The organism is Flavobacterium ginsengiterrae (assembly GCF_039539785.1).
GTDB classification, from domain to species: domain Bacteria; phylum Bacteroidota; class Bacteroidia; order Flavobacteriales; family Flavobacteriaceae; genus Flavobacterium; species Flavobacterium ginsengiterrae.
The window spans coordinates 32,774-52,702 of sequence record NZ_BAABDU010000010.1 but is presented as its reverse complement, the minus strand read 5'-3'; the positions used below and the strand labels follow the sequence as shown (position 1 = coordinate 52,702).

Here is a 19,929-nt window from a genome sequence, read left to right as displayed (position 1 = left end):
AAATAAAATAGTAGAAATCATGGAGAAGCAATCTGGATATACTTGGAAATTAGGAATGTTTGTAACAGTGGGTCTGTTACTTTTTATAATGGCCATTTATTTTATTGGGAAACAAAAAAACTTGTTTGGCTCAACATTTCACATTACATCAAAATTTAAAACCGTAAGCGGTTTAGAAGTCGGAAACAACGTTCGTTTTTCAGGAATTAACATTGGTACAGTCGAAGAAATCAGATTAATAAACGATTCATCGGTTGTAGTATCAATGGTTATAAAAGAAGACGTACGCGAATTCATTAAAACAGATGCCCGTGCCAGTATTGGTTCAGACGGATTAATGGGCGATAAAGTACTTACCATTACTCCTGGTACAAAATCTACAAAAGTTATTGAAGACAACGGAGCCATTGCCTCTATCAACGGAATAGAAATGAACGACATTATGAAAAGCGTTAAAAAGAGCGTAGATAATGTGGGCGTAATTTCTGAAGAGTTAGCCATTTTCAGCCACAGCATGAACAACGGAAACGGAGCCTTAGCAAGATTAGTCCGCGACGATAAAATGGCAAACAGCGTATCAAATACACTTTCAAATCTGGAAACCGGAACAAAAGGTTTCAGTGATAATATGGAAGCCGCAAAAAGCAATTTCCTGTTTAGAGGCTATTTCAAGAAAAAAGAAAAGGAAAAAGCTAAAAAACAGGAAGAAATAAAAGAAAAAAAAGAAGAACAACAAGAAAAAGAAGCTAAAGAAAAAGAAGCCAAAGCCAAAGAAGATAAAGAAAAACAGGAGAAGGCTAAAGAAGAAAAAGAAAAGCAGGAAAAGCAAAAAGCCGAAGAAGCCAAGAAAGAGTCCGAAAAGAAAAAATAAAACTCTAAGCCATGAAAACCTCATTTAAAAATATAAGCCTTAAGATACTCAAATGGACAGGGATAACAATAGCGGGAATTCTATTATTACTTTTTCTAATTCCCCTTTTGTTCCCCGGAAAAGTAGCCTCAGAAGTTAAAAAAATTGCAAACGAACGATTAGACACAAAATTGGATTTTTCAAAGTCCAATCTTTCGTTTTTTACCCATTTCCCATCATTGACCGTTTCGCTCGACGATTTATCAATGACAGGTTCTGCCCCATTTAGTAACGATACTTTATTAAAAGCAGATCAGGTAGCATTTGGCATCAATTTAAAAAGACTAATTTTTGACAGTGAAGTCAAAATCAACAAATTGTATGTTTCAAATGCCTTAATAAATGTAATGGTAAACGAAAAAGGTCAGGCCAATTACAATGTGTATGTCGCGCCGGAAGATCGAAAAGATAAAAAAGAAGATCCTAACGCACCAGAAGAAGGAACTGCTATAAAACTGGAACGAATTGATTTAAAAAACTGCCACGTAAAATACAACGACAGATCGGCTAAGATTTTGGTCGATGCAAAAGGTTTTAATTATATAGGAAAAGGAAATTTAAGCGACGATATTTTTGATTTAAATACCGATGCTAAAATTGATACTTTGGATTTCTATTACGACAGAACTGCATATCTTAGAAAAAAAGCCGTTAGAGCTGATTTAATTACCAGAATTAATACGCACGCCCTTTCATTTATTCTTCAAAAAAATGAATTGCAGATTAATAAACTGCCGCTAAAGTTTACCGGCTTATTTACCATTTTAAGAGACGGATATAAAATTAACATCAAAGCCGCTTCAGAAAACACAACCGTAAAAGATTTACTTTCTGTTATGCCTCCGGAATATTTAACCTGGCTGGAAAAAACAGAAGTTTCAGGAAAAAGTGATTTAGTACTTTCGTTTAAAGGAGATTATAATGTTTCGAAAAATCAAAAACCCAATCTGGCTTTTAATTTAAAAGTTAAAGACGGTGCGGTCAGCTATCAAAATGCACCCGTTCCGTTAACGGATTTCCAAATGGATTTAAACGCAATTCTTCCGTCACTTGATACAGAACAATTATTGGTAAATCTAAGAACACTTCGTTTTAAAGTTGGCGAAAAAGATTATTTCAACGCCTATCTGCGCAGTAAAGGTTTAAGCGAAATGAATATTGATGCCATCATAAAAGGTGCTCTCGATCTTGCTGTTGTCGACGCAGCCATTGGTTTAGAAAAAATTGATGTAAAAGGAATTTTAAAAACCAATATTCAGGCAAAAGGGCTTTTCAGCACTTCAAAAAAACTGTTTCCTAAAACTATTGGCGGAATTTCGCTTAGAAACGGCTGGTTAAAAACAGACTACTATCCTAACCCAATCACCGATATTACTTTTGTGGCCAATGTACTTAACAAAGCCGGAACTTATGAAGATTTGATTGTCGCCGTCGCACCAGCCTCTTTTGTTTTTGAAGGAAATCCAATGTATGTAAATGCAGCTTTATCTGACTTTAACGATTTGGCTTACAATGCAAAAATTAAAGGCGAATTAAATGTCGGCAGGATTTATCAGGTCTTTTCACAAAAAGGTCTTGACGTATCTGGTTATGCAAAAGCCGATCTTTCGCTGAAAGGAAAACAAAGTTATGCCACAACCGGGCAATACAGCAAACTCGATAACCGCGGTACAATTCTGCTGAAAAATATCAAAGCTACTTCAGAATTATTTCCGAAATCCTTTTTTATCAAACAGGGTAATTTCCGTTTTCAAAATGAAAAAATGTGGTTTGAAAAATTCAACGCCTCTTACGGAAAATCCGATTTTGACATAAACGGTTATCTTTTAAACACGATAAATTATTTCCTTGAATCGCACGGAACACTGAGCGGCAATTTCAACATGAAATCGAAATTGATTAATGTTGATGAATTTATGGCACTTGAAAAAGGCGAAAATACAGATCGCAAAATTGAAGTTGATTATGCAAAAGAAGATCACCCAAAAATGAGCGGCGTTGTTATGGTGCCAAAAAATCTAAATGTTTCGTTGACCGCTAATGCTGACAAAGTTGAATATAACGGATTAAACTTAAATAAACTTTCCGGAAAAGTTGGAATTGCAAAAGGCGGATTTTATTTAGAAAACACCACTTTTAACATCATCGACTGTATTTTAGGAATTAATGCTTCATATAAAGATGAATCTCCTGTTTCAGCACATTTTGATGCACATTTCAGCGCAAAGGATTTCAGCGTACAGCGCGCTTATAAAGAAATCCCAATGTTTCACGATATGGTTACCGCAGCAGAAAAAGCACAAGGAATTATTTCTGTTGATTATAAAATTAAAGGTGATTTAAACGGAAATATGGGCCCAATTTATGAATCGCTGGAAGGAGGCGGAACCATTAATCTTAAAGATGTAAAAATCAAAGGTCTGAAATTATTTGAAGGAGTTAGTTCGCAAACCGGACAAAAAGGTTTAGATGATCCAAAAATGGAAGGAATCGAAATTAAATCAAACATCGATAATAATTTAATATTTATAGAACCTTTCACCTTTAGCGTTGCCACTTTTAAACCAACAATTAAAGGAACTACAAGTTTCGACGGACTTTTAGATTTGCGTATGCGTTTAGGTCTTCCGCCGGGCGGTATTATTGGTTTTCCAATTGTGATTACCGGAACGCACGAAAATCCTAAAATTAAAATTTTTAGTAAAACAGGTCAAAAAATTGTGGGCGCAGTTTACGATGAAAAAAAGAATAAAGTAGTTAAAAAAGAAAAAGCAGTGCCCAAAAAGAAATCTTAATTTATAAAATGCCATGAAAAAGAAAAAACAAAATGGAGGGAGCGCATTTGAAAAGTTTGCAACAAAAGTTTGTAAAGCAGCCGGCAGCACTCCAGCTTTTATTGGTGCTTTTTTGATTGTTGCTGCGTGGGCTGTTTCAGGACCTTTTTTTAATTATTCAGAAACCTGGCAGCTTGTTATTAATACCGGAACTACCATTATTACCTTTTTGATGGTTTTTCTAATTCAAAAAGCACAAAATAAAGATTCACTGGCGATTCAGTTAAAATTAAACGAGTTAGTAGCTTCAAACGAACGCTCAAGTAATAGTCTGGTTGATATAGAAAACATGACCGAAGAAGAAATGATCATTATCCAGAAATATTATCATCGTTTAAGTGAATTAGCCAAAAAAGATGAAAGCATAAGAACTTCTCACTCCATTGCCGAAGCACATTCGCAGCATGAGTTAAAAGATAAAAACAGAACCAAACATCGTGCTGCACGAAATACAGATAAAAAATGAAATTACGCTCAACAGAAACTTTTTGGCCATTAAAAAATGCCATGAATACCAGTTATCCTTCTATTGATGCCGATATTAAAACCGAGATTTTGATTATTGGAGGCGGTATAACGGGCGCATTAATGGCCTATAAATTAATTACTCAGGGGAAAAAAATAGTGTTAGTCGACAGACGCGACGTTGCAAACGGAAGCACGGCAGCAAGTACAGCTCTGCTTCAATATGAAATCGACGTTCCTTTGCACGAACTCATAAAACTTCGCGGCGAACAATGTGCCGTGGAAAGTTATCAAAATGGTAAAAAAGCTATTTTTGATCTCCGAAATATAATTGATACCGTAGAAAGTGACTGCGGATTTGAATTTAAAAAAAGCATTTATTTTACCTCATACAAAAAGGATATTCCTTTTTTAAAGAATGAATTTAAAGCCCGAAAACTGCATGATTTTGATGTTACCTGGCTCAATAAATACGAACTCGAAAAAATGGGCTTAAATGCCATTGCTGCTATCGAATCTAAAACAGCTGCAGTTATGGATCCGTTTAAACTGGCTTGCGATTTATTATTTTATTGTCATGAAAACGGCATGCAGATTTATGACAGAACAAATGTTACTTCTATCCAGACTCAAAAAGGAAAATGCGTAGCCAATACCGATAGTAAATTTACCATAACGGCAGATCATGTCATTCATTGCACCGGTTATGAAAGCACTGAAACGGTTGAAGAAAAAATAGTCGATCTAAAAAGCACCTATGCTCTCGCTTCTGAAGCTGTAGCAGAACTTCCCGCAATTTTAAAAAATGCTGTGATTTGGGATACTTCTTCGCCGTATTATTATTATCGCGCCACTTCTGATAACCGAATTATTATGGGCGGAGGCGATGAAGAATTTAGAGATGCTAAAAAACGTGATAAATTAATTCCGAAAAAAGAAGCATCTCTTCTAAGACAATTTAAAAGGCGGTTTCCTAATATCGACTTCAAATTAGATTATTCCTGGGCAGGAACTTTTGGAGAAACTAAAGACGGACTTCCGTATTTTGGAAAACCAAATCCAAAGAAAAACGAACATTATGTTTTAGGTTTTGGCGGTAACGGAATCACGTTCAGCGTCATTGGTATGAACTCAATAGTAGATTCTATAAACAATAAAAAAAATCCGGATTTGGAGTATTATGGTTTTGGGAGATGAGTTTAATTTATGAGATGCTAAGTTTCTAAGCATCAAGTTTAGAAACTTAGCAGCTTTCCTAAAAAACTAACTCCATCTGTATGTTACATCGCTTATAAGGTGTTTCAAGACCAAAAACTTTCTCGAAACCAAGTTTATAATAAAGATTTATTGCAGGTTTTAAGATCGTGTTACTTTCCAGATAAATCTTTTTGGCTCCCATTTCTTTTGCATTTCTTACAACTGCCTGCCCTAAAAGCCAGCCTATATTTTTGCCCTGCGCTTTTGGTGAAACTGCCATTTTTGCCATTTCAAAATCATAACCATGAACATTGGTTTTTATAAGTGCACACACTCCAACAGGTTCATTTTCGTACAATGCCACGAAAATTTTGCCGCCTTTGTTTAAAATATATTCTTCAGGATTATCTAAAGCTTTATAATCTGCTTCTTCCATTTCAAAATAAGTCGAAATCCATTCTACATTCAACGCTCTAAAAGCTTCTTTATATTCTGATTTAAATTCGACGATTTCAACATCTTTGCTTTCACGAAGCTTTTTCTGTTCGCTTACACGTTTAAAAATTGATTTTTGCTGCAACAGAAATTCCCATTCTTCCAGCGCTGCCCAAAGATTGTGTTTCGATTCTGAAATTAAACCGTCAATAGCTACCTCAATGTCTGCTAATTGCTGCTTCATGTTTTTGGCAAACGAAAGCCCTTTATCAGTCAAAACAACATTATTCTTCCTTTTATCATCCGTTTTTAAACTTTCCTGCACTAAACCTGCAGTAGTCATTTCACGAATAATCTTGCTTACAGAAGGCTGAGAATGTCCAATTTCATTTGCAATTTCGGTAATTGTCAGTTCCCTTTCTTCTGTTAAGGTATAAAAAACAGGAAACCACTTTGGCACAAAATCCACACCATAAAGTTCATAAATTTTAGAAGCATCATCTGTAATTACCGCTGTCATTAAACGCATACGGCTTCCTAATGCCGCCTTGCCTACTTTATCAAAAAAATCCATATTATAATTAATTATATAACTAGTTATGCAAATGTATAAAAAAATCTTTTTTTGCAAAAAGTTTTTTTTAGGTTCTGAGATGTTAAAGTTTAAAGCAGCTAAGCTTTTTATTTTGATAGTAAGCTTAGAAACTAAGTGACTTAGGAGCTTAGAGACAAAAAAAAACTAAGCCTCTAATTGTGGAGCCTTTAAGTTCTCACTTAAAACCTCAGCGAATCAGAGCCTTAGCATTTTTAGTATATCTTGCTTAGAGCTAACGACATTAATTTTTGAGTTTCTAAGATTCTCAGCTATAAGGAAAAAACTCAGCTTCTCAGTATCTTAGAACCTTAACTATTTAAAAATAATTAAGCTGTAATAGCCATTGGATTCAAATTGAATTTGTATTCTTTTGGACTGCAGTTGAATTTTTGCTTAAAAATTTTAGAGAAATAGCTTCTGCTGGTAAAACCAATGCAGTAAACAATTTCAGAGATATTTAAATCAGATGTTCTAATAAGGATTTCTGCTTTTAGAACACGCATGTGTGTAATATAATCGTTTACAGTTCTGTTGTGAATCATTTTAAAACCTTCCTGAAGTTTATTTGGCGAAAGTCCAGATTTTTTACTTAATGATTTAATTGTAAAAGGTTCTTCGGGATTTGCTTTTATAACTTCCGAAAGTTCTTTGATTTCTTCCATTTCGCGCAGATTCAGGCAGTTTGTTTCTTTTGGAAATGCGTTTAAATCGTCTGTATGCTGCTGGATCTCCATTGCCAAAATAATTCTTAAAATTCCTTCCTTCAATAAATTCCTAACAACTCCGGTTTGTGTTACGGCGTTTAACTGCTCTATTTTTTCGCCGATTTTTAGGTTATAAGATCCGGCATAAAAGAATTCTTCGCTTTGGCTTTCCTGAAAAAAGGTTTCTCTTACCATTTGGTTTAAAGAGTTTACCTGACCCTGGGCTGGCTGTGTACCAACAATTATTAAAGTAAATTTTGTTTTTTTATCTTTTTCAAAATATAAAACATTATCCTGATTGAGTTTTGAAGTTACAATAGCAGTTTGAAACATTTTTAGTTTTCTTTCTTCACCATGAAGTCCAAAACTGTGCGAAAGATTTCCTTTAGAACAATATGCAAAATATAATGGTGATGCAGTTCCGCTGATAACATTCAGTTTTAAATCTGCTGAAAAAGTCATGTCAAACTGAACATAGGAAATATTATCGTTAAAAGAAGCACCAATAATAGATCCTTTAGCGAAGTTATTATTAACTTCGAGTGTATATTCATCAACGTCAAAAGTTACTTTTCCGCCGAAATTTGTATTCAATTCTTCAAATATGTTTTGAATTTTCTCTGTATGTATAGTAACTATTTTCATTTTTGTTTCGATTTAAATTCTGTAATTTTAATGAGATTATTAAACCTTGATAATTACGTTTAAAACCCAGATCCAAAGTTCGCCCAATCATGAACCAAAAATGTTATATAATTTTCTGCAATTGTTTTATAATTACTTATCAAGGAAAATTTTAACTCAAATAGATTATTTCTTAATTCAATAAATGAAAAGCTACTCGTTCTCTCCAATAAGTTCTCCTGATTCTAAAATGTTGATTTTAGGCACAATGCCTGGAACAAAATCTTTAGAATTAAATCAATATTATGGACACAGCCAGAATAATTTCTGGAAGTTTATGTTTACTATTTTTAATGAAGATTTTGCAGCTGACTACGAAACAAAAAAAGCGCTTTTACTGAAAAATAAAATTGCGCTTTGGGATGTTCTACAATACTGCGACCGCGTAGGAAGTTTAGACAGCGCAATAAAAAATGAAATCGCTAACGATTTTGAAAGTTTTTTAAAACTGCATCCTAATATAAAGACGATATTATTTAACGGACAAAAAGCAGCTGTATTTTTTAAAAAATATATTCATTTAAAAAAAGAATATACTTTAATAACACTTCCGTCTACAAGTCCGGCCAATGCAGGCAAAACATTTCAATCTAAATTAGATGAATGGAAAGTGATCAGCACTTTATAGATGGCTTTTAATACTTGTTTTTCAATTTTAAAATAATTCAGTTTTGATCATAAAAAAAACAAAATGTTGAAATAATATAACTTTTGAACTTTAAAATATAACACGAAATTTCGCAGCCTGATATAATTTTACAATCAAGAAATCAAAGCCAAAGTTAATACGGATTGATGCTGAAGAAAGGCTTTTTTAAATTATAGATATTACTAAGACAAACTGTTACAAGTTTTGATTATAAAGAGAACATTGGTTATGTTAGTTTATTTTTGAGAAAAAAGCTATTCTAATTTTTTTAGGGTAGCTTTCTTTTTTTAATACAAGTATCTAATTATGAAAATTCAAACCTATTACAATCATATACGATTTTATACACCGCACCATTTTGTATATTATCCTGTTTTAACGCTGTTTTTAGCATTTAGCGTTTACTTTGCTTTTACTACAAATGAATGTCTTATCTGGTCATTTATAAGCGCTGTTTTTGTATTTCTATTATTTCTCGCTTATATGCTTCGCCAGCATTATGCGCTTACGCTGCAAAACAGAATTGTACGACTGGAAACCCGTTATCGCTATTTTACCCTTACAGGAAAACGTCTTGAGGAATTTGAACATAAATTAACAGATGATCAAATATTTGCGCTTCGATTTGCTCCAGATGAAGAATTTCTGCCTTTAAGATGCTTTAAAAAACAACCTCAGCGGTGACGCCATTAAAAAAGCAATCGTACACTGGAGAGCTGATTATCACAGGGTTTAATTCTAGATTGTTGATTTTAGATTTTAGCTTTTTTCTTCGAATTGAATAAAAAGTAAAACAGAAATAAAATAATCCAAACTGAAAATACAACGGCAAAAAATATTGGCATTATAGATGGATGCAGATAATTTGGCTCGTAAAAATAACGGTCTAAAGTCTGGAATTTTTCATTTAATGCCTTATGATCAAAATTATTATCCAGCCCGCCAAACAGCCTGTCCGGATTTTCTACATAATAGAAAATTTCCGGAACGAGTATTTTTGGTTTTACATGGCTTTCAATATTATATTTTTTAAATAAAGTATCCAGTTTAGCAAACTGATATTCCAGCGAATCCTGTTTGTATTTGTACAATAATTTATATCGTTTTACTGCTGCATTGTATTGCTGTTTATTTACAGAATCATTATGAACCGATTTATATAATGATTTGTTTTGCAGAAAAATACAAATATCATCATCATATTCAGGACTTACTTCCTGACCTTTAAAAATAACCTGTGTACTGTCTCCAATAATCGTTTTTTTGATTATTCTGTCTTTTATAATATTTTTATCAAGACCCACAAAATCAAGAATCGAATCTGTTTTGCCTGAAACTTTATTAAAGGTTTCAGTTAAAACTTTTAAGGTATCGATACTATAGTAAGTTGTTTCGGTATTAAACTGATCGTGGTAAAGTAAAACCTGTTTTTCTTCTTTAATTACAGGATATGGTTTTGGATATAAAATGTTTTCGTAATTGAACAATTTCTCAGAATGATAGGAATTCGAACTATATAAAAACGGATTTAGAGTATTTAAAAGCGTTTTGTCTTCATTGTAACTTTTCTGCGATAATTCGCTTCTTAGTTTTGCGTTTTGTCCAAAACTAAAACTGATGAAGAATGTAAAAGTAAAAAAGGAAATCAGCAGCAAAAAGAATCCTATGAGAGATAATTTTCCAAAAGAATACTGTTGTCTAGTATGATTTTTTACTAGAAAAATCAAAAAGAAAAGCAAGAATAAACCGCTTACAAAAAAGTGAGAAATCGACACATCATCATAAAACTTAAACCTGTAAAATTCAGAATATATATCGATGTTTTTAATTCCTTCAAAAGTAAAATAGCCGTATAAAAAATACGCCAGATGCACTATTGCCAAAATAATAAAAGACTTAACGAAATATTGCTTAAGATTTTTGTTCATATCACGAGGTTTATATTCAAATATAGGCAATATGAGCGGGAATGACAAAACAGAAATCTTAATTGGTGTGCGTATTTACAGCACTTTTTTTTCTATAGCTGAAAACAAAATAACTTATCTTATTGAAAATCAAAATAATAACCAAACATATAATTAATTTGAATGATTTTTTTTGTTAACTTTAAATGTTAAAATTTCATTAATAAACCTAAACATCAATCTCATGAAAAAATTAGTTTATTTTTTGATAATTCTACTTTCCTGTATATACGCCAATGCGCAGACTACTGCTGCAATAACAGAAGAAAATATTTTAACCGAAGTTGAGACAAACGACAGGAAAATTCAGAATTTCCAGCCAGATGACCTGCCTTGGCACGGCAGACGTTTTAAAGCCACAGCAGGAATGTTTTTTCCTGTAAATAATACCGAAGTTGAAGTAAACGGAACAAATGGAAACATTGGAACTGATATTGATTTTGAACGGGATTTGGGTTTTCAAAATAATACGGTTTCTTTTTTCGGCACTTTTGAATGGCGCGCTTCCCGTAGATCACGTTTTAATCTGGAATATTTTTACTTAAAAAGAGATTCAAGAAAAGTACTTCAAAAAGAAATAGAATTTAAAGATCATGTGTATCCTGTAAATGCAGAAATTGCGGCTTTTATGGATAACCAAATGATTCGTTTTGCTTATGGTTATGCCATTGTTTCTAAACCTAAATATGAACTGGGACTTTTAATTGGTGCTCATATAATGCTTGCTGATGTTGGAATAAGTCTGGCAGGAAACACCGCTCAGGTTGGATACAGAGATAATGTGAATTTCACAGCTCCACTGCCTGACATTGGTATATGGGGTGAATTTGTTCTGGGAAAAAAAGTGGGACTGTATGCCAACGTAAATTATTTTGCGCTTAAAATTGATGACATCGACGGACGAATTATAAGTTATAATTTATCGGTTTTGTATAATGTTTACAAAGACTTCAGCTTAACGGCAGGTTATACGGGATTAAATTTCAGACTTGATGTTACAAGACCTAAAATTGACGGTTTCTTTAAATGGGGTTATAACGGTCCTACTATTGCGGCAACCTATAGTTTTGGTAATCACGTGAAATTTTACAAACACTAAAATTTATTTTGAATTTAATACTTGTTAAGATTTTGACCGCAAGGCACACTAAGCTTTTAATATAGATCGCATTAGAATCTGTAAAGGTTCGCAAAGCTTTGTATTGATGAAGCTTTGCGAACCTTGCGTTTTTTTTATAAAATACAACAAATAAGAAACTTGGCGTGCCTTGCGGTTAAATTTCAAACCTAAAACCAAAAATAAACCCGATACCTGCACTGATATCGGGTTTATCCACTCAAACTTAACTCAAAATAAACTTATTTTTCTATTGGAGTAAATTTTATAGCTGTTCCTCCTCCAGCTGCCAGTTTTATATTTAACACGCTTTTGTTAGTTACTTTTTGTTTAGAGATTGTAACCGGATACGGATTTGTTTTGTAATTCGCTCCTGCTCCATCGGCATAAATTTCGGCTTCGTATTCTTTTCCGGCATCAAGGAACGATAAAGTTACTTTTAGTTCTCTTGTATTTTGATTTGTTATAGAACCTAAATACCAGTTTTTCTCGTCCCAGTCTTTACGCACGATTGTTGTGTATTCACCAATTTTAGAATCTAAAACTTTAGTGTCAGACCAAGTACAAGGCACATCTTTTATGAATTGAAATTCTGGTTTGCCTACATAATTTTCCGGTAAATCTGACGCCATTTGCAACGGACTGAAAATAATAACATACAATGCCAGTTGATTTGCCAGTGTTGTCTGCACTCTCGCTCCAGATGGTGTTTTGTAATCAAAATTGAAATTCCCCGGCGTGTAGTCAAAAGGACCAGAAAGCATTCTTGTAAATGGCAGGGTTGTTAAATGCTGTGGTGTATTTCCTCCATCTACAGACCACGCATTGTATTCCTGACCTCTGCCGCCTTCCTGAGACATAAAGTTTGGAAACGTACGCTGTAAACCTGTTCCCTTTATTGGTTCGTGATTATCGATCATGATATGATATTTAGCCGCTGTTTCGATTACTTTTCTGTAATGACGAGATGCGTACTGGCTGTCGTGCCATTCTTTTTTGTCTAAATATTTGTTTACATAACCTGTTTTAACCGAGTTTACACCCATTTTTTGATACAGTTTAAAGGCATCTTCAAGCTGGCTTTCGTAATGTTTAGAAGCACCTGCAGTTTCGTGATGTCCTATTAAACGAACATTTTTCATGGCCGCATATTTTGTAATTTCTTCCAGATTAAAATCAGGATATGCTTTTACAAAACTAAATGCACTTCCATCGGCAGTCCAGTCGCCGTCCCAGCCCTCGTTCCAGCCTTCAACCAGAACGCCGTCAAAATTGTTTTTCGCAGCAAAATCAATATATTCTTTTGTGTTTTTTGTAGTGGCACCATGTTTTGGTCCTTGCCCCCAAGTGAATTTTTCTAAGTGCATTCCCCACCAGATACCAATGTATTTTGAAGGTGTAATCCAGGAAAGGTCTTCAATTTTTGAAGGTTCATTTAAATTCAGCATGATCGTGGAAGTTGCAACTTCTCCCGGATTATCACCTACAACAACGGTTCTCCATGGTGTTTTAAACGGAGTTTCGGCATATACTTTTACACCGTCTGCCCAAGGCACCAAATCACTTTTATATTGTTTATCGCTTGTTTTTAAAAGTGTCATCGAAGCAAAATCAGTTAAATTAGCTTCGTGAATGGCAACGTATAATTTCTCTTTTGTTTCAAAAGTAGCCGGTGTATTAATTGTATCCGTTTTGCTGATTGGTGTTTTTCGGTATTCACTTTCATAATAACTGTTTTCACGGTGCACCGGAATCCACCAAACATCATTATTTGATTTGAAAGTAAACTGTGTAATTTCATTCGAGATTTTGACTTTGCCTAAATTAGGCTGTTTTGGAAATTCGTATCGAAATCCTAAACCATCATCAAAAACTCTGAAAATAATATCAACCAGACGCTCCTGTCCTTTTGATTCTTTTAAATGAACAATCAATTCGTTGTGATGATCGCGGACTTTTTTGAATTCTCCCCAAGGCTGTTCCCAGGTTTCATCTGCTGATTTTTCCTCAGTGGAAACCACTTCAAAACCTTCTGTCATTTTTTGGATTCCCTGAAATTCAAATCCCATTAAAGAAGGCTCAATAACTGATTTCCCTCCTTTAGAGAAACTGTACTGAGGCTGTCCAGATGGAGTTAATTCAAAAACTAATTCGGTAACTTTTCCGGGCGAATTGATTTTATATGTTGTTTTAGTACTGCAGGCAAATAACAGCATTGAAGCTAAGGCGATTATACAGTATCTATATCTTATTTTTTTCATTATGTATTGGTATTAATTACGGCTCTTATTTTATTTCGTTTATTAACTGTTTTGCTTTTGCTGGCTGCATTGAAACAAAATAATTAAAGGCCTGATCCAGCTTTTTCTGAACATCGGCATTCCCTTTCTTTTCTACACGCAGATTGTACATTTTGCTTATTTCCGGAAAAACAGATTCGGTATTTTTTACTCCGGCAAATGCTTTTACTTTTTCTATATAAGTGTATCCAAATTCAACGGTTGGTTCGAACATTGTTCCTTCGCCAAAGTCATTCCATGTAATTAGCTGCAGGTAATTTAAATTGGCATTTTTAGCCAGAGCAAGTGTTTCGTCGAGTGTAGCGCCGTTATTATGGTCAATTGTCCACCCAATTGCTGCACCGCCTCCGCCTTCGGCATAAAAATCTTTAAAACCAGGATAAGCACTTCCCATTGCTACACCAAGTTTTGGTTTTGTATTGGTATAATAATTTGTCAGGTAACTATTGTCTTTATAAACCCAGGCATATTCTCCAGAAGCATTTGCACCTGCATCAGAAGACTCGCCCCACAGAGTTAAAAATGTAGGTTTTGTAGTTAATGTATTAAAAACGTTTGTCCATTCGGCAGGCGTTTGCAATACAATAGGGCCAAAATTAAGCAGTAATGGTTTTCCATTTACTTTGATGTAATTGGCATTGTTAAAACAGTTTTTTTCTAAATAAGCTAAATCTGTTTTGGCAGCGCTTGTTACCGAAATTGCTTTTCCGGCATTTACAACATTTGTAGTAACTCTGTCTTCATAAACAATGGCATACTCTAGTCCAACTTTATCAAGAACTGCTATAAGCTGTTCGGTATTTTCTTTTACCATTCGGTAATCATTTACGTCATAAGTTCCGTACCAATCAATTAGAACTCCATCAATTCCTGAATATTTCATCAATAATAAATGGTTTTCAATCACATCTTTATCTCCCGAATGATACGGGCCGATAAGCGGATAATAATAGGAAGCAATTTCTCTGCGGTTGTTTGCTCCTATCGTATTTGGGTTTTTGTTTGCCATTGTCCAGTGATAGCCCCATTTTTTATCGGCACTGCTTTCATTGGTTTCAAACCACGGCATATAATGAACGTAAATTTTGGTACTGTTTGTTTTTTCTATTGCAACTGGTGCAAGTATTTCTGGTTTTACAGGCTCATCTGAACCTTTGTCGTCACTGCTGCATCCGACAATCATGACAATATTCATTAAACCGAAAACCAATGCTGTAATATATCTTTTCATATCGAGGTACTATTTATAATTAATATTTTGAAGATTTAAACACATAGAGACATAGCTTTTTAATCTCAGAAAAAAGGCATTTCATTTGCATCAACAAGTTTGAGAAACGGGTTTCTTTCTTGATTTTATTCTGCACATAAAAATTCTATGTTTCTATGTGTTAGATACATCTTTTACAAATGTGGCTCTGTTAAAATAAATATGTTTAAAAATATGTCAGCCTTCCACGACTAACCAACATGGAAGACTGACAGTATAGTAACCTAATTTACAGGATACCCAGGATTCTGTTTTAAGTTTTTATTTGTTGTTAAAACGGTGCTTGGAATTGGGAAAATTGATCTGTATTCTGGTGTAGCATCTTTTTCCCACCATGGCAGGAAGAATGTTCCAAAACGAATGTTATCTGTTCTTCTTCTTCCTTCAAAAGTAAATTCTCTAAGTAACTCTCTATCTATAAAGTTAAGGTCGATTGTTGCTGGTAATTCTGCACCTGCACGCGTAGTGATCTGCTGCACAAATGGTTTAGCAAGATCCGGAGAACCTAAACGAACGTAACATTCTGCCTGCATCATTAAAATTTCGGCATAACGAATTATAACTAAATCATGATCACGCTCCCATGTTTCTCCTGCTTTCATTTCATATTTTCCTAAACGAACGCCCTGATTATCTTTTGCATCTGCAACGCTGTTAACTTCTTCTGTATAAGTAAGAGGTTCACCGTTATCCATAATAATTACAGTTCCTGTTGCCATGTTGATTTGATCTCCGGCAACCATACATTTCTTTCTTTTATCTGTATCTGCAAAAGAAGAGTAAACACCCGGCTCTGCACACATTCCGTTTGCGCTCCAAGGATAATCATTACCAGAAACAGACATTGTTAATCTGTGCAGATAGTGGCATGACATTGAGTTCATGTAATTTCCAACTGTTCCTGCTTTTGAATCGTAAGGAATTGCAAAAATGATTTCTGGTGATTTTTCATTTTCTGTTGCAAAATTGGTAAAGAAATCAGGAGTCAATGTATATCCAGAAACTTTTTGACACATATTGATACAATCCTGCCAGCGCGGTGTTCCAATGTATACTTCTGAATTAAGATATAATCTCGCCAGCATTGAATAAACCACATTTTTTGTCATTTTAGAATACACCACATTTGATGATAAATATGGAATTGCATCTAAAAACTCTTTTTCAACAAAATCATAAACTTGTTTTCTTGTAGAGTTTGATGGTAATGAAGTGTCTTCAAAATTGGTTACGATAGGCACATTTCCAAATGCATCTAAAAGATTGTAATAGTAATATGCTCTCAATGCTTTTAATTCTGCATAAATTGGTGCTTTTGCCGTTTCTGTTAAACCAGATTTATCGATTTGATAAATGATTGCGTTGATTTTTGCAATTCCGGTGTAGTTGTAACGCCATGCTGCAAGAATTAAACGGTTGTCTGCTTTCCAGGTATGCTTTTGTGCATCCTGATATTGTCCGCCGTCGTACCAGTTTGTTCCTCTTGTTGGAATAGTTGCTTCATCTGAAACTGTTTCATTCAAAAAGAATACAAATTCGCAGGTTGGATAGTTATTTGATATATTATCAGCAAATCCTCTTAATGACGAATAAGCTCCTCCAACTAATGCTTCAACTTCTTTTGGAGTGTTTCCAAAATTTCCATCCTGTACCTTATCATATAAATCCTCATTTAAATCTGTACATGATATCGTAAAAAGCATGCTTACTAATAATGCTGCTGTTATTTTGATTTTCATTTTTTCTATTTTTGAGTTAATCGCCTAGTTGTTAAGCGTAAAATTTAATCCAACAGAAATTGTAGTTGGTCTAGGATAATTGTTGTACTTGTCGATACCTGGAGCTGCTAATCCGGTTTTATCCATTACTCCGGTTTGACCAATACCATCCTGCGCATTTAATCCAATTTCAGGATCTACTCCTTTGTATTTTGTAAATACTGCAAGGTTTTCTCCCATGATATACATTCTAAGTTTAGAATTTTTGAAGTTCAATGGTAAAGTATATCCAATTGAAAGTGTCTGTAATCTAAAGAAAGAAGCATCTTCAATCCAGTAATCCGAATATTTAGGAGCCGATGTAATACCGCTTCCTAAGAAATCATCCGGTACATTGTAAGTTGGCAGCCTGTTAGGATCGTTAAGCATCATGTTTGTAGCATTAAGCGCTTTTTGTCCAAACATTCCGTAACCAGAAATTCCAAGATCAAAGTTTTTGTATGTAAAATTCATTCCTATACCTAAAGTTAAATCCGGCTGAATGTTTCCTAAATCTGTTTTATCAGCATCAACTAAAGCATTTTCTGCTACGATATCTCCTGCTGCATTGTAATACTGAATTTTACCGTTTGCATCAAGTCCGGCATTTCTGAATCCCCAGAAAGTTCCAACAGGATATCCTTCTGCAATAATTTGAGAATACTGTCCAGACATACCCGCTAAACCGTGTAATGATCCGCTGTAAATGACATCTGTTTTATATGTTGGATTTGATAATTTCTCGATTTTCTGAACGTTGTGTCCTAAAGTTAAATTAGCATTCCAGGTAAACTTATCGCCTCTTACGATATCAGCATTTAAAGTTAACTCAACTCCTTTATTAGACATTTCGCCAACGTTTGCCAGCATTGTACCCACTAAATATGGAGGCTGAGGAACTTCATAGGTGTACAATAAATCGTCTGTATTTTTTTGGTACCATTCTAACGAACCCGTGATTCTGTCAAACAAACTAAAATCTACCCCAATATTTAATTGTCTTGTCGATTCCCATTTTAAATCAGGATTTGGATTTTGTGTTGGAGAATATGCTAAACTCCATCTTCCTGTAGCCGGATCGTAGTAACTGTCATTTCCAACTCCTAAAATTGATAACGATTTATATTCGCCAATTCCATCCTGATTACCTGTAACTCCGTATCCTACTCTTAATTTTAAAGAATTTAACCAGTCTTTTGTGCCGCTCATAAATTCTTCATTAGAAATTCTCCATGCAGCAGATGCAGATGGGAAAGTTCCCCATTTGTTATTTTCACCAAAACGGCTTGAACCATCTCTTCTTACCGTTGCAGTAAGTAAATATTTCCCATCGTAACCATAATTAGCACGAGCATAAAGCGAAACTAAATTTGATTTTCCTTTGTATGAGTATACATCTCCTAAACGATAATTAGAACCCGCACCTAAGTTGTTATAACTAAAAGCATCTGTAACAAAACCTGAACGCTGCGCTCCAAATCCCTGATAAATATTTTCAAGATAAGAATAACCTGCAAGCGCGCTAATGTTGTGTTTGTCGATTACTTTAGAATAATTTACATAAAGTTCTCCCTGAGCATTTGTGTACTCTTCATAAGTTCTTTGTGCGTATCCAGACTCAGAACGACCTTCCATAATAGCATAAGTTGGTTTGTAAGTACCGCCTTTCATGGCATTATGTTCTAAAGAAACATTGGCAACTGCCAGAAAATCGTTTAAGAATTTCACTTCTGTTTTAAAATATCCTAATAATCTGTGTCTTTCATTATCAACTGTTCTGTTGGTCAAAATTTCAACCGGATTTTCGTAAAGCGTATAATTTACGTTCGTAAAATTTCCGTTGCTATCATAAACTGGAATAGTTGGATTTAAGTTATAAGAACGCTCAAAAATTCTATAATCAATAGGATTCCATTTGTCGATGTTGGCAAATAATCCCATATCAAATTTTACATCTTTATTATCGCCAAGATATTGGTAAGCAGTAACGTTTCCGCTGATTCTTTCTAAACCAGATTTTTTAATAACACCTTCGTTATTTAGGTAAGAAATCGAAGCTCTAAAACCACTGTCTGTTTTTCCTGAATTGATACTTAAAGTATGTGACTGAGAAATCGCTGTCTGTTCAATAGCTTTCTGCCAGTTTGTATTTCCTCCAAAATCAATGGCATCCATGTTTCCTGTCTGGCGAACATAACCTCTCCATTGGTTTGCGGATAAAAGATCTAAATTATCAGCAACGTATCCTATACTTGACTGACCATTATAAACCACAGAAACTCCTTTTGTTCCTGATTTTGTTGTAATAATAATAACTCCGTTTGCTCCTCTTGAACCATAAATAGCCGTTGCAGAAGCATCTTTAAGTACATCTACTGATTTAATATCTGCAGGCTGCACAACGTTGATATCTACACCAGCAATTCCGTCAACAACAATAAGCGGACTGTTGCTTGCTGTTAAAGAAGTTCCTCCACGTAAACGAATTGTTGAACCCGCTGCAGGATCTCCAGAAGGACGAATAATATTTAATCCCGCCACTTTTCCTTGTAAAACCTGTTCTGTAGAAGAAATTGTTCCTTTTACTAAATTATCTGCCGTAACAGTCGAGATAGCGCCCGTTAAATCAGATTTTTTCTGCGTTCCGTAACCTACAGAAACCACCTGAACTTCATTTAACTGATATCCGTCATTTTGAAGATGAATCTCTAATTTTGAAGAAGAAGCAGTAATTTGAACTTTTTGAGTTGATGATCCAATAAATGAAACTTCAATTGAACCTCCTACGGCTACCTCAAGAGTAAATTTACCGTCAAAATCTGTTGTTGTTGCATTTCTGGTTCCTGTTTCTAATACCGAAGCTCCCGGCAGAACAGTACCCGTATTATCATAAACGGTACCCGTTACCAGCTTTTTTCCCTGAGCAAACATTCCTGCCGAAATAAAAAGCATGAAAATCATGAATACCAGCGATTTAGTAGTCCACATTTGATGCAGGACTATTCTTTTATTTTTACTATTCATTAGAATGATGTTTAAATTTGA

15 protein-coding genes are annotated in these 19,929 nt (G+C 34.4%); 8 read left to right on the top strand and 7 right to left on the bottom strand.

All coding sequences use genetic code 11. From position 1 onward, the window contains the following. Positions 1 to 19: 19 nt before the first annotated feature. Genes ABD859_RS22345 through ABD859_RS22330 form a run of 4 tightly spaced genes read left to right on the top strand, consistent with a single transcriptional unit; the run spans position 20 to position 5,406 of the window. On the top strand, positions 20 to 871 hold the full coding sequence (locus ABD859_RS22345) for an MlaD family protein (RefSeq protein WP_345146970.1): 852 nt from the start codon (positions 20 to 22) through the stop codon (positions 869 to 871). 11 nt (positions 872 to 882) lie between these two features. Continuing rightward, entirely contained in the window at positions 883 to 3,705 is a 2,823-nt protein-coding gene (locus tag ABD859_RS22340; RefSeq protein ID WP_345146968.1) for an AsmA family protein, read from the top strand. 13 nt (positions 3,706 to 3,718) lie between these two features. After that, on the top strand, positions 3,719 to 4,210 hold the full coding sequence (locus tag ABD859_RS22335) for a low affinity iron permease family protein (RefSeq protein ID WP_345146966.1): 492 nt from the start codon (positions 3,719 to 3,721) through the stop codon (positions 4,208 to 4,210). After that, positions 4,207 to 5,406, top strand: a complete 1,200-nt coding sequence (locus ABD859_RS22330; protein WP_345146963.1) for an NAD(P)/FAD-dependent oxidoreductase — start codon at positions 4,207 to 4,209, stop codon at positions 5,404 to 5,406. The genes ABD859_RS22335 and ABD859_RS22330 overlap by 4 nt, the downstream gene beginning before the upstream one ends. A gap of 58 nt (positions 5,407 to 5,464) precedes the next feature. On the opposite strand, the gene ABD859_RS22325 is transcribed toward ABD859_RS22330, so the two are convergent. Further along, a complete protein-coding gene (locus ABD859_RS22325; RefSeq protein WP_345146961.1) occupies positions 5,465 to 6,415 on the bottom strand; it encodes a bifunctional helix-turn-helix transcriptional regulator/GNAT family N-acetyltransferase in 951 nt (316 codons plus the stop codon). 347 nt (positions 6,416 to 6,762) lie between these two features. Further along, positions 6,763 to 7,785 (bottom strand): helix-turn-helix domain-containing protein, encoded by a 1,023-nt coding sequence (locus ABD859_RS22320; RefSeq protein WP_345146960.1) that lies wholly within the window; start codon positions 7,783 to 7,785, stop codon positions 6,763 to 6,765. A gap of 184 nt (positions 7,786 to 7,969) precedes the next feature. Between ABD859_RS22320 and ABD859_RS22315 the strand changes: the two genes are divergently transcribed. The 3 genes from ABD859_RS22315 (at position 7,970) to ABD859_RS24175 (ending at position 9,209) form a co-directional block, all read left to right on the top strand. Further along, a complete protein-coding gene (locus tag ABD859_RS22315) occupies positions 7,970 to 8,452 on the top strand; it encodes a DNA-deoxyinosine glycosylase (RefSeq protein WP_345146959.1) in 483 nt (160 codons plus the stop codon). Between the two features lie 327 nt (positions 8,453 to 8,779). After that, positions 8,780 to 9,157, top strand: coding sequence for a DUF6526 family protein (locus ABD859_RS22310; protein ID WP_425554265.1), 378 nt, complete (start codon positions 8,780 to 8,782; stop codon positions 9,155 to 9,157). Positions 9,158 to 9,161: 4 nt separating this feature from the next. Next, entirely contained in the window at positions 9,162 to 9,209 is a 48-nt protein-coding gene (locus ABD859_RS24175) for a hypothetical protein (RefSeq protein WP_425554266.1), read from the top strand. 16 nt (positions 9,210 to 9,225) lie between these two features. Here the strand turns inward: ABD859_RS24175 and ABD859_RS22305 are convergent, their stop codons facing one another. Further along, a complete protein-coding gene (locus tag ABD859_RS22305) occupies positions 9,226 to 10,401 on the bottom strand; it encodes a hypothetical protein (RefSeq protein WP_345146958.1) in 1,176 nt (391 codons plus the stop codon). Between the two features lie 223 nt (positions 10,402 to 10,624). Between ABD859_RS22305 and ABD859_RS22300 the strand changes: the two genes are divergently transcribed. Beyond that, on the top strand, positions 10,625 to 11,539 hold the full coding sequence (locus ABD859_RS22300) for a hypothetical protein (RefSeq protein WP_345146957.1): 915 nt from the start codon (positions 10,625 to 10,627) through the stop codon (positions 11,537 to 11,539). A gap of 260 nt (positions 11,540 to 11,799) precedes the next feature. On the opposite strand, the gene ABD859_RS22295 is transcribed toward ABD859_RS22300, so the two are convergent. The 4 genes from ABD859_RS22295 to ABD859_RS22280 all read right to left on the bottom strand — a co-directional run bounded on the left by ABD859_RS22295 (position 11,800) and on the right by ABD859_RS22280 (position 19,908). Further along, positions 11,800 to 13,818, bottom strand: coding sequence for a glycoside hydrolase family 97 protein (locus ABD859_RS22295; RefSeq protein WP_345146955.1), 2,019 nt, complete (start codon positions 13,816 to 13,818; stop codon positions 11,800 to 11,802). Positions 13,819 to 13,843: 25 nt separating this feature from the next. Then, the gene (locus tag ABD859_RS22290) at positions 13,844 to 15,088 is read right to left on the bottom strand and encodes a glycoside hydrolase family 99 protein (protein WP_345146953.1); all 1,245 of its coding nucleotides are present in this window, start codon (positions 15,086 to 15,088) and stop codon (positions 13,844 to 13,846) included. Positions 15,089 to 15,351: 263 nt separating this feature from the next. Then, entirely contained in the window at positions 15,352 to 16,866 is a 1,515-nt protein-coding gene (locus tag ABD859_RS22285) for a RagB/SusD family nutrient uptake outer membrane protein (RefSeq protein WP_345146951.1), read from the bottom strand. A gap of 24 nt (positions 16,867 to 16,890) precedes the next feature. Then, entirely contained in the window at positions 16,891 to 19,908 is a 3,018-nt protein-coding gene (locus ABD859_RS22280; protein WP_345146949.1) for a SusC/RagA family TonB-linked outer membrane protein, read from the bottom strand. Positions 19,909 to 19,929: the final 21 nt, after the last annotated feature.

Bases quoted from the DNA above. Each gene is read 5' to 3' on its own strand.
- ABD859_RS22310 (WP_425554265.1), top strand. From the start codon at position 8,780: ATGAAAATTCAAACCTATTACAATCATATACGATTTTATACACCGCAC.
- ABD859_RS22280 (WP_345146949.1), bottom strand. From the start codon at position 19,908: ATGAATAGTAAAAATAAAAGAATAGTCCTGCATCAAATGTGGACTACT.
- ABD859_RS22340 (WP_345146968.1), top strand. From the start codon at position 883: ATGAAAACCTCATTTAAAAATATAAGCCTTAAGATACTCAAATGGACA.
- ABD859_RS22305 (WP_345146958.1), bottom strand. From the start codon at position 10,401: ATGAACAAAAATCTTAAGCAATATTTCGTTAAGTCTTTTATTATTTTG.
- ABD859_RS22330 (WP_345146963.1), top strand. From the start codon at position 4,207: ATGAAATTACGCTCAACAGAAACTTTTTGGCCATTAAAAAATGCCATG.
- ABD859_RS22315 (WP_345146959.1), top strand. From the start codon at position 7,970: ATGAAAAGCTACTCGTTCTCTCCAATAAGTTCTCCTGATTCTAAAATG.
- ABD859_RS22290 (WP_345146953.1), bottom strand. From the start codon at position 15,088: ATGAAAAGATATATTACAGCATTGGTTTTCGGTTTAATGAATATTGTC.
- ABD859_RS22335 (WP_345146966.1), top strand. From the start codon at position 3,719: ATGAAAAAGAAAAAACAAAATGGAGGGAGCGCATTTGAAAAGTTTGCA.
- ABD859_RS22345 (WP_345146970.1), top strand. From the start codon at position 20: ATGGAGAAGCAATCTGGATATACTTGGAAATTAGGAATGTTTGTAACA.
- ABD859_RS22300 (WP_345146957.1), top strand. From the start codon at position 10,625: ATGAAAAAATTAGTTTATTTTTTGATAATTCTACTTTCCTGTATATAC.
- ABD859_RS22325 (WP_345146961.1), bottom strand. From the start codon at position 6,415: ATGGATTTTTTTGATAAAGTAGGCAAGGCGGCATTAGGAAGCCGTATG.
- ABD859_RS22320 (WP_345146960.1), bottom strand. From the start codon at position 7,785: ATGAAAATAGTTACTATACATACAGAGAAAATTCAAAACATATTTGAA.
- ABD859_RS22295 (WP_345146955.1), bottom strand. From the start codon at position 13,818: ATGAAAAAAATAAGATATAGATACTGTATAATCGCCTTAGCTTCAATG.
- ABD859_RS22285 (WP_345146951.1), bottom strand. From the start codon at position 16,866: ATGAAAATCAAAATAACAGCAGCATTATTAGTAAGCATGCTTTTTACG.